Raw genomic sequence first — 3,745 nt, 5'->3', positions numbered from 1 at the left:
CAGGCCATGCATTCCCTTTACGTTTCGCCTGCTGATATTTTATCCCTAGGCCTACTCCAAACATGATGGTTAGTAACCCTAGAAACTTTCCGTTTGCAAAAAAGAGAACTGCCATTCTAAGAAAGTCCTCCAATGTCCACCACCCGGTATAGTTTGAAGTCGTTGTATAAGCCAAGTCTCCCAAATAAGCAAAAATCCATATATTAGTCCCTAGTGTTCCTAGCACTGCAAAACCACGAAGAATATCTATTAAGCGCAATCTTTCATTTGTCATCAAATAACCCTCTCTTTCTTCTGTAAGAACTCATTCCCTTATATAAAATAATAAAGAGAAATCACGGATGCTAACATTCACAGCAGTCAGAAGTATAAGATGACACTTGTCATAACTAATCAAAAAAAGACAAGTAATGAACCATCTCGAACATCTCCGAAATGGTTCATTGCTTGTCTTTTCATCTAAGCTTTCTATCGTGAATGCGTTTTAACCAATCATCTAAATAGGCATCAAACAAAATCGGCCTTTCAATCTGTAGGTTATGGCCAGCACCATCTAGAATGGCGTAGGTTGCCTGAGGGAAATTGTCTTTTAAATGGAACGCATCCTCAAATCCTACTACATCATCCTGCCTCCCAAGTAAGAAAACGGACGGTTGTTCAAAGTTTGGTTCTTCAAACCAGCTACTAAAAGAATAGTTACTCGCAATTTTCTCTAAAAATGGTTGATCTGCTCGATTCATTCCACTGACAATTTCTTTCATCCAACGATTGTAGGTGTATTCATTTAATACGACGCAGTTCTCCTCGAATGCCACTTTTATATCGCTTCCCAAGGTTTGTAAGAATAGCTCATCCTTTGCTGCTGTTTGTTTAACAGGAAGTGTTCTTTTATCACGAGCGGCATAAATAACGGGGCAAATAAAGAAAGCGCCAAGAACAGAAAAACTTTCCTTAGCGATTACTCCGCGTGCCAAATAACCTCCATATGACTCTCCTGCTATTAAAAATGGCTCATTTTGGATTTCCTTTTCTATAAAACCAATCACTATATCTAACATATCATCGGTATTGTTTAGATGAGCGAATTGCTTGGATTTACCCATTCCAGGTAAGTCTATGTATATTCTTTTATAGGAAGCTCCTGACTTTTGAAAGAAAGGCTCCATACATCCCTTCATCAGCTCCATATCAGGTGAAAACCCATGAAGCATTAAAATAGGGGTTCCTTCTCCGTATATTTCATAATAGATTTCTACGTCCTTTATTGATGTGTACATACTATTGTTCTCCTCCATTACTGACAAGCGCCAAGTGGATTACCATCCGGATCAAAAAACGTAAAGTACTTCTTATCACCGTCTCCGTCTAGTGAGTTTACCGCAATTCCTTTAGACTTTAACTCATCGTAAAGCTTCTCTATATCCTCGGGTATAAAGTTAATATATTTCCCTACTCCAAAATTGTTCGAAGGAAATTTCATAGGAGTATGATATTCTACCTTAACTAAACAAACGACAGTCGGTGAATCACTTGATATTTTCATGACTGCAGCTTCTTCCTCTATATAGTTTAGCTGGAAACCTAGTACCTCCTCGTACCAGCGTGCTGAAACCTTAGAGTCCCTCACAGGGATAAAAATCCCCTCTACACCCTTAAGTAATGACTTGTTCAAGTTGTATCCTCCTCTCACTTCTTCTGTATAACTATTCGGTGACTCACTGGATTTTCCTTCTTTATTTGATAACCTTTCGTGAAAGAAAAAAAAACTTGAAGCTGTTAAATATCAGCTTCAAGTTTTTTAGTTCTTTTCCATATTCTCGATTAAGTCTAATAATCTTTGTCTTTTGTCATCGGCTTCTTCATGAATGATTTTAAATTCATAGCCAGTCTTTTCTTCATTAATTGAAATCTCTAGAAGATCTCCTTCTTTAGCGTCAATTGTAAACTTTTCTTTTAAAATAACTAGCTTGTCCGATTTATCATTCTTACCAAAAAGAATAACAAAAAAATCGTCGAAATGATCAAGTATATATTTTTTCGCTTCCATGTATTCTAACCCCCTTTTTTAAAAAGCTTATGTATTTAAAAATAATAAGAATTTATTTTATTTATTTTCAGAGTAAAGTTCCTAAATCTTATTCTATACTATATACTTACTTATTTTCACCTATTTTGTCTACTATTTATATAAACTTTTTAAAACGTTCATAATTCCACCTTTTTAATGAAACAGAAGAAATTTTTTCTATTTTCCTTAAGTATTTGTTATCTTTTATAAAAAGTTGACTAAGACATTATAAATTAGACGTTTTCTAACAAAAAAAGTTACTTCTCAATAGTATGAGAAGTAACTTAAAAATTATACGAATTTAATCATTTTATAATTTTTCTTTCCTCTTCTAATAATCATAAATTCATCTTCTAGTCTATCCTCTTGCCCTACAACATAACCAATTTCTGTAATCCTCTCTCCGTTGATCGAGATAGCCCCATTTGTTACATCTTCACGAGCCTGTCTTTTAGATGGAGACACTGTCGCTTCCACTATAAAGTCAACTATGTTTTTATCCTCTTTTTCCATTTCCACGGTTGGAACATCCTTAAAAGCATCTTTCATTTCACTTGCTGTAAGTGCTTTTAAGTTTCCACTAAATAGCGCCTGAGAGATTCTCACTGCTTGGTCTAATGATTCTTGACCATGTACTAGGCGTGTCATTTCTTCTGCAAGTGTTATTTGGGCTTTACGTAAGTGTGGCTCATTTTGCACGGTTACTTCTAATGCTTCAATTTCATCTCTTTCTAGGAAAGTGAAAATCTTCAAGTATTTAATCACATCTGCATCGGCTGTATTAATCCAGAATTGGTAAAACTCATACGGTGAAGTTTTTTGAGCATCTAACCACACAGCACCAGAGGCAGATTTACCGAACTTCGTACCATCCGCTTTCGTAACTAAAGGAATTGTAATACCAAATGCCTTTGTTTCTTCTTCATGTGTTTTACGAATCATTTCTAAACCAGTCGTAATATTCCCCCATTGATCGGATCCACCTACTTGAACACGGCAGCCATAATGATTGAATAAGTGGTTGAAGTCGATACCTTGGATTAATGTGTACGTAAACTCTGTGAATGAAAGTCCTGAATCTAAACGTGAAGCAATAGAATCTTTCCCAAGCATGTAATTGATATTAATAAGTTTTCCGTAGTCTCTTAAAAATTCAATAACAGACATTGGTCCAATCCAGTCCCGATTGTTTACCATCTGAGCTCCATTTTCAGATTGAAAATCAAAGATTCGTTCCATCTGCTTTTTAATCCCTTGGACATTTAAATCAATTTGATCCGTAGTTTGCAGCTGTCTTTCCTCCGAACGACCTGAAGGATCTCCAATCATTCCGGTAGCTCCTCCTACTAAAAGAATTGGACGATGTCCGTGCATTTGAAATCTACGAAGTGTTAGGAGTGGAACGATGTGCCCAATGTGCATACTGTCTGCAGTTGGGTCAACTCCACAATATAGAGAGATTTTTTCAGTAGATAGTAGTTTATCCATTCCTTCTGCATCCGTTTGTTGATACAAAAGACCTCTCCATTGTAGGTCTTCAATTAATGAGTTTGTCATTTTGTTTCCTCCTTTTATTGGATTGAGCAATACCAAACAAATTGACTATAAACAAAAAAGTCCCTACATGATAAAAATCATGCAGGGACGCTTAGTCATTAGCGCGGTACCACCCAGCTT

4 protein-coding genes and 1 pseudogene are annotated in these 3,745 nt (G+C 36.0%); all 5 read right to left on the bottom strand.

The window, feature by feature from the left end; all coding sequences use genetic code 11:
- Nucleotides 1–274 (bottom strand): annotated as a pseudogene (locus AC06OU_RS17515) (DUF418 domain-containing protein); the annotation flags it as partial.
- A gap of 181 nt (nt 275–455) precedes the next feature.
- Nucleotides 456–1,277 carry an alpha/beta fold hydrolase gene (locus AC06OU_RS17510; RefSeq protein ID WP_475857478.1) on the bottom strand — a complete coding sequence of 274 codons (822 nt, stop codon included), beginning with the start codon at nt 1,275–1,277 and terminating at the stop codon, nt 456–458.
- Between the two features lie 17 nt (nt 1,278–1,294).
- The gene (locus tag AC06OU_RS17505; protein ID WP_475857477.1) at nt 1,295–1,672 is read right to left on the bottom strand and encodes a VOC family protein; all 378 of its coding nucleotides are present in this window, start codon (nt 1,670–1,672) and stop codon (nt 1,295–1,297) included.
- Nucleotides 1,673–1,798: 126 nt separating this feature from the next.
- Nucleotides 1,799–2,047: a hypothetical protein gene (locus AC06OU_RS17500; protein WP_169361292.1), complete on the bottom strand. Its 249-nt coding sequence runs from the start codon at nt 2,045–2,047 to the stop codon at nt 1,799–1,801.
- Between the two features lie 312 nt (nt 2,048–2,359).
- Nucleotides 2,360–3,625, bottom strand: coding sequence for a tyrosine--tRNA ligase (gene tyrS, locus AC06OU_RS17495; RefSeq protein ID WP_475857475.1), 1,266 nt, complete (start codon nt 3,623–3,625; stop codon nt 2,360–2,362).
- Nucleotides 3,626–3,745 lie beyond the last annotated feature (120 nt).

The organism is Psychrobacillus sp., from assembly GCF_056205495.1.
Note: the sequence above shows the minus strand (reverse complement) of the source record. Positions and strands in the feature narration are given on the sequence as shown.